7 protein-coding genes are annotated in these 6,707 nt (G+C 42.7%); all 7 read left to right on the forward strand.

Going from position 1 to position 6,707, the window contains the following annotated elements; translation table 11 throughout:
- Positions 1-160: 160 nt before the first annotated feature.
- From rsxA to nth, 7 genes are read left to right on the forward strand one after another with little or no spacing between them, the layout of a single operon-like run.
- On the forward strand, positions 161-742 hold the full coding sequence (gene rsxA, locus P20652_RS01270) for an electron transport complex subunit RsxA (protein WP_008172491.1): 582 nt from the start codon (positions 161-163) through the stop codon (positions 740-742).
- A 1-nt stretch (position 743) separates the two neighbouring features.
- Positions 744-1,298, forward strand: a complete 555-nt coding sequence (gene rsxB / locus P20652_RS01265; RefSeq protein WP_008172493.1) for an electron transport complex subunit RsxB — start codon at positions 744-746, stop codon at positions 1,296-1,298.
- 8 nt (positions 1,299-1,306) lie between these two features.
- Positions 1,307-3,502 (forward strand): electron transport complex subunit RsxC, encoded by a 2,196-nt coding sequence (rsxC, locus tag P20652_RS01260; protein ID WP_008172494.1) that lies wholly within the window; start codon positions 1,307-1,309, stop codon positions 3,500-3,502.
- On the forward strand, positions 3,499-4,557 hold the full coding sequence (rsxD, locus tag P20652_RS01255; protein WP_008172496.1) for an electron transport complex subunit RsxD: 1,059 nt from the start codon (positions 3,499-3,501) through the stop codon (positions 4,555-4,557). The genes rsxC and rsxD overlap by 4 nt, the downstream gene beginning before the upstream one ends.
- Positions 4,554-5,198, forward strand: a complete 645-nt coding sequence (rsxG, locus tag P20652_RS01250) for an electron transport complex subunit RsxG (RefSeq protein ID WP_008172498.1) — start codon at positions 4,554-4,556, stop codon at positions 5,196-5,198. Before rsxD ends, rsxG begins: the two co-directional genes overlap by 4 nt.
- Positions 5,191-5,889 carry an electron transport complex subunit E gene (locus tag P20652_RS01245; RefSeq protein ID WP_008172499.1) on the forward strand — a complete coding sequence of 233 codons (699 nt, stop codon included), beginning with the start codon at positions 5,191-5,193 and terminating at the stop codon, positions 5,887-5,889. The genes rsxG and P20652_RS01245 overlap by 8 nt, the downstream gene beginning before the upstream one ends.
- A 46-nt stretch (positions 5,890-5,935) precedes the next feature.
- Entirely contained in the window at positions 5,936-6,568 is a 633-nt protein-coding gene (nth, locus tag P20652_RS01240; protein ID WP_008172501.1) for an endonuclease III, read from the forward strand.
- The last annotated feature ends 139 nt before the right edge of the window (positions 6,569-6,707 follow it).

Below are 6,707 nucleotides of genomic sequence, written 5' to 3' on the forward strand. Positions count from 1 at the left end.
GTTATTTGATTATTTTTTTACCTCAGAATTACATTAATTTCACAGCCTTGTGATCAATACGTCGTGCCATGCGTTTATTTAACTGATAATGACTCGCATATGTTGTTTATCGAGACAGAAAAAAGGATAATGCAGAGGATTTTAATAGCGTGAGGCACACATGACAGAATATGTCTTGTTATTGATTGGAACAGTTCTGGTTAATAACTTTGTATTAGTACAATTTTTAGGCTTATGTCCGTTTATGGGCGTATCAGGTAAGCTTGATACTGCAATTGGTATGTCTTTGGCAACCACGTTTGTGCTAACTCTTGCCTCTGTAACTAGCTATTTAGTTAATCAATATATTTTAATCCCTCTGGATATCGCCTTTTTACGTACCATGAGCTTTATTTTGGTTATTGCCGTTGTAGTGCAATTTACCGAAATGGTCGTGCGTAAAACAAGCCCTACTCTGTATCGCTTATTAGGTATATTTTTACCGCTTATAACCACTAACTGTGCTGTACTGGGTGTTGCTTTACTAAATATCAAAGAAGATCATTCGTTTTTACAATCTGCAGTGTATGGTTTTGGCGCTGCGGTTGGCTTTTCGTTAGTGCTGGTATTATTTGCAGCATTACGTGAACGTTTAGCAGCTGCTGACGTGCCCACTCCTTTTAAAGGTGCCTCTATTGCCATGATAACCGCAGGCTTAATGTCGATGGCGTTTATGGGCTTTACCGGATTAGTGAAATTTTAATATGACCTTGTTTTATGCCTTAATTGCGCTTGGCTCGTTAGCGCTGGTTTTTGGGTTGATTTTAGGATTTGCAGCTATACGATTTCGTGTAGAGAGCAATCCCATTGTTGAGCAAATAGACACCATTTTACCGCAAACCCAATGTGGCCAATGTGGTTATCCGGGCTGCCGCCCCTATGCCGAAGCAATTGCCAATGGCGATGAAATAAATAAATGCCCACCCGGTGGCGAAGCAACAATGAAAAAGCTTGCAGGCTTAATGGGTGTTGATGAAAAACCACTTGCCGGTGGCGAGCAAGCAGAGCCTGTAAAAACCGTAGCCTATATTCGTGAAGATGAATGTATTGGCTGTACTAAATGCATTCAGGCTTGTCCAGTTGACGCTATTTTAGGTGCTACTCGCCAAATGCATACCGTATTAATTGATGAATGCACTGGCTGTGATTTATGTGTAGAGCCCTGCCCTGTTGATTGCATTGATATGCTGCCTGTAACCGAAACTAAACAAAACTGGAAATGGCAGCTAAACGCTATTCCCGTTACACAAATAGATTAGAGGTTTGAGTGGATAAGTTACTTGAACAAATACAAAAAGGCACCGTTTGGCAATTCCCTGGCGGCGTGCATCCACCACAGCAAAAGTCACTTTCTAACGGTGCAAATATTGCTCGTCTTCCCCTGCCAAATAAACTCGTTGTTGCGCTAAAACAACATATTGGCGCTAACGGAAAATTACTTGTAGAAAAAGGCCAACGTATACTTAAAGGCCAAGCATTAACAGAGCCCGTTGCAAACTGGTCAGTACCTGTGCATGCACCTAGCTCTGGCATTATTACAGAAATAGCACCAAAACCCTCGGCTCACCCATCTGCACTACCAGAGCTTAGTATTGTTATTGAGCCTGATGGTAAAGACGAATGGTGCACACTTAATCCTGTAAGTGAGCCAAAATCACTTAGCCACCAAGAATTAATAGATATTATTCATCAAGCGGGTATTAGTGGTATGGGTGGCGCAGGCTTTCCCACTTATGTAAAAGCCGACACTAAACAATCAATCGACTTTTTTATTATTAACGCTGTTGAATGTGAACCTTACATTACCGCGGACGATACGCTAATGCGTGAGCACGCTGCAGAAATTATTCAAGGTATTGAATTAATGCAGCAACTGTTAAACCCAACGCTGTGTATTGTCGGTATAGAAGATAATAAGCCAGAAGCCATTGCCACCATGACTAAGGCGGCTGAACATAACAATAAAATTATTGTTCAAACCGTGCCAACGGTGTATCCCTCAGGCGGCGAAAAACAACTTATAAAATTGCTAACCAATCGCGAAGTACCCAGCATGGGCATTCCTGCTGATATTGGGGTGCTTATGCATAACACCGGTACATTATATGCTGTGCAACAAGCTGTCTACGAAGGCAAACCGCTTATAGAGCGAGTAGTAACAGTTACCGGTAACACCATACATAAACCTGGTAATGTATGGGCTTTATTAGGCACAGAAATAAAACACTTGCTAGATTGCCAAGGGTTTTCACCGGTACCCCAACAACGCGTTGTAATGGGCGGACCAATGATGGGCTTTACATTGCCTACTGTTCGTATTGGTGTAATTAAAACTACCAACTGTATATTAGCCCCCGATCATACAGAACTGGCAGAGCCCGGCCCTGAAAAAGCGTGTATACGCTGTAGTGCTTGTGCTGATGCATGCCCAGCTTCTTTATTGCCTCAGCAATTACAATGGTTTGCTAAATCAAAAGAATACGACAAACTTCAAGAGCACAATTTATTTGATTGTATTGAATGTGGCGCATGTGCGTATGTTTGCCCAAGTGAAATTCCACTCGTGCAATACTATCGTGTAGCCAAAGCTGAAATAAAAGAACAGCAAGCGGATAAAATTAAAGCCGACAGAGCAAAAGAGCGTTTTGATGCAAGAAAAGAGCGTTTAGATCGCGAACAAGAAGAAAGACAAAATCGACATAAACGTAAACCGGTTGCTAAATCCGCTGACGAAAAACAAAAAGTAGCTGAAGCATTAGCCCGTGTTAAAAATAAACCTGATAACGGTAATGAAAAATCGGCGGTTGCTGCCGCTATTGCACGCGCTAAAGCTAAAAAGCAACAAGGCGAAGAACTAGAGCCAGACAACAGCGAAGTAGCAAAAGAGCGCGCACTACGTAAAGAACAAGCACGTAAATATAAAGAGCAAAAATCGCAAACAGATGAATCTACCGAGACTGCACCCGTTGATGATAAAAAATCAGCCGTAGCAGCCGCAATTGCTCGCGCTAAAGCAAAAAAAGCAGCTAAAGCAAAAAAAGCAGCTAAAGCTTTAGAAGATGCAGAGCCAACAACGAGTGAAGCGCCACAAACTGATGCGCCCGTTGATGACAGAAAAGCTGCCGTAGCAGCAGCCATTGCCCGCGCCAAAGCTAAAAAAGCAGCTAAAGCATTAGAAGAAGCCGAGCAAACCGTGAGTGAAGAGCCACAAAGCGATGAGCCTGTTGATGATAAAAAAGCAGCGGTAGCTGCGGCCATAGCACGCGCCAAAGCTAAAAAGGCGGCTAAAGCATTAGAGGATACAGAAACACCAAGCGTACCCGATAATACCGACAATTCATCTAGCTCTATTGACGCTGATGTACCTCAATCAAGCGACGATAAGAAAAAAGCAGCCGTTGCTGCCGCTATTGCCCGAGCAAAAGCCAAAAAGTTACAAAAAGAAGGAAATGATCAGTCATGAAATTAACCATGGCCAGTTCGCCGCATAATCATAGTCATAAATCGGTAACCCGATTAATGCTGATCGTTATTGCCGCGTGTATTCCTGGGCTAGTTGCTCAAGTTGTTTTCTTTGGAACCGGCGTGCTCATTCAGCTAGTGCTTGCATTAGTTGCCGTTACTGTTTTTGAAGCAGCCATAATGCTAATGCGTAAGCGCCCAGTTTGGCCGGCTTTAAGCGATGGAAGTGCGTGGCTAACCGCTGTGTTATTGGCATTAAGTATTCCACCTTTAGCGCCATGGTGGGTGATTATTATTGGTTGTTTGTTCTCAATTGTAATCGTTAAACAATTGTATGGTGGTTTAGGGTTTAACTTATTCAATCCTGCTATGGCTGCTTATGTTCTGTTGTTAGTTTCATTTCCGGTACAAATGACTTCATGGCTACCTGTGTCTGACTTATTAAATAATGCAATTGGATTTACCGATCAGTTACGCCTTATATTTACCGACTTTACCTCTATAGGATACAGTTTAGACCAAGTACGTGCTGGTATTGACGGCGTTACAATGGCTACGCCTCTAGACACTATTAAAACAGATGTTGGACACGGGCTAACTGTTACCGAAAGTATGCAAAAAAACGTATTTAATGAATGGGCAGGTCTTGGTTGGATGTGGGTTAACTTAGGCTTTTTAGCCGGTGGTTTATACCTACTTAAAGAAAAAGTAATTAATTGGCATATTCCAGTCAGCTTTATTGCAAGTTTAGCTGTGTGTAGCGCAATTGGTTATATTGCAGCACCTGGAACGGAGCCGGGCACCGTATTTCACTTATTAAGTGGTGCCACGATGATGGGGGCATTCTTTATAGCCACCGATCCAGTATCTGCAGCAACGACCAACAAAGGGCGTTTAATTTACGGCGCACTTATTGGTTTATTAGTGTACTTAATTCGTACCTTTGGTGGGTTTCCTGATGCAGTTGCATTTGCCGTTCTGCTATTAAACATTGCTGTACCCCTTATTGATTACTACACGCAACCACGTACTTATGGTCACGGAGCAGTAAAATGATTATTTCATCTATGGCTAAAAATGGCGCTATTTTAACGGCATTTGCGCTCGTAACCACCGGATTAGTTGCCTCAATTGATGCATTGACTGCCGATAAAATTGCCGAGCAAGAACAACAGTATCTTACTTCTCAATTACAAGAAGTACTCGATCCCAGTACTTACGATAATGAGCTTTCGAAAGATTGCGCTATTATTTCTGATGAACGACTTGGCCCTTATGCTAATCAAATAATTTATCGCGCTCGCAAAAATAACAAGCCCGTTGCCCTTGTCGTAAGGCATGTAACACCAAATGGTTACAGCGGTGACATTAACTTATTAACCGCCGTTTTAAGTAATGGCACCATTGCCGGTGTGCGTGTAACAAAACATGAAGAAACCCCAGGGCTAGGTGATAAAGTAGAAGTTAAAAAGTCACCTTGGATCACTACCTTTAAAAGCTTAACAGTACAAAGCGAAGACGATGCTCGCTGGGCCGTTAAAAAAGACGGGGGTCAATTTGACCAGTTTACAGGGGCAACTATTACCCCTCGTGCCGTTGTTAGCTCTGTAAAAAAAGCCGTACTGTTCGCTCAAAGTGAATTTGATGCTATTTTTGCAGCCCCAAACGCCGAATGTTTAGAGGTAACGAATGAGTGAATTAAAAACACTATATAAAGAAGGTGTATGGGTAAATAACCCTGCCCTAGTTCAGCTTTTAGGCCTTTGCCCATTACTTGCTGTTACATCTACCATTACCAATGCACTTGGCTTAGGACTCGCTACACTGCTTGTTTTAGTTGGTTCTAATATTAGTGTATCCATAGTACGAAACTGGGTACCTAAAGACATTCGTATCCCGGTGTTTGTAATGATTATTGCAGGATTTGTAACCATAGTGCAGCTGCTAATGAACGCCTATACGTACGGGCTCTATCAGTCATTAGGTATTTTTATTCCACTTATCGTTACTAACTGCGCCATTATTGGTCGTGCTGAAGCATACGCCTCTAAAAACCCAGTGCACTTATCTGCCTTTGATGGGTTAATGATGGGGTTAGGCTTTATGATTGTGCTGGTAGTTTTAGGCGCAATGCGCGAACTCATTGGACAAGGCACGCTATTCGACAGTGCCGATTTATTATTAGGCCCGTGGGCGCAAAGCTTACGCATTGAAGTATTTAACTTTGATAACCAATTTTTACTCGCTATTTTGCCACCCGGTGCATTTTTAGGCCTTGGGCTACTTATTGCGGCTAAAAACGTAATAGACGCACAAATAAAATCAAAACGGGTTGCACCACCAGAGGCTGAAAAAGGCCCTCGTGCACGTGTTACTAGCTTAACTTAAGGGGAAAGCGCATTAACTTAGCAAAAGCTAATGCGTTTTAAGTTGCATGAATAAAGAAAAACGTCACCAAATACTCACTCGCTTACGCGATAACAACCCACACCCAGAAACCGAGCTTGAATATTCAAGCCCGTTTGAGTTGTTAGTTGCAGTAACACTCTCAGCACAAGCAACCGATGTTGGGGTAAATAAAGCCACCCGAAAACTGTTCCCTGTTGCTAATACACCGCAAGCTATTTTAGATATTGGCCACGATACACTGCGTGATTACATAAAAACCATCGGCTTATTTAATTCTAAAGCTGCCAACGTGTACAAAATGTGCCAAATACTAGTTGATGAACATAACAGCATAGTGCCAGAAAATCGTGAAGCCTTAGAAGCCCTACCAGGCGTTGGCCGAAAAACCGCTAACGTAGTGTTAAATACAGCCTTTGGCTGGCCGACCATCGCAGTAGACACGCATATTGACCGCGTATCTAACCGTACCAAATTTGCGATGGGCAAAAACGTGGTTGAGGTTGAGAAAAAACTCTTAAAGGTCGTACCTGCAGAATTCAAAGTCGACGTACACCATTGGCTCATACTTCACGGGCGTTATACTTGTACAGCTCGAAAACCCAAATGCGGCAGTTGTATTATTGAAGACTTGTGTGAGTTTAAAGAAAAAACTGAATAGCCCCAAAAGCGCGGTAAGTAGTCGCGAGTTTACCTCGCGCAATAGAGCACAAGCCTCAATACCCAAAAAAGCGCGGCATAAAGCCCCGCCTACAAATATAACACCCCCCTGTAGTCGCGAGTTTACCTCGCGCAACAAA

It is taken from the genome of Pseudoalteromonas sp. BSi20652 (genome assembly GCF_000239855.1).
In the GTDB taxonomy this organism is placed as follows: Bacteria; Pseudomonadota; Gammaproteobacteria; order Enterobacterales; family Alteromonadaceae; genus Pseudoalteromonas.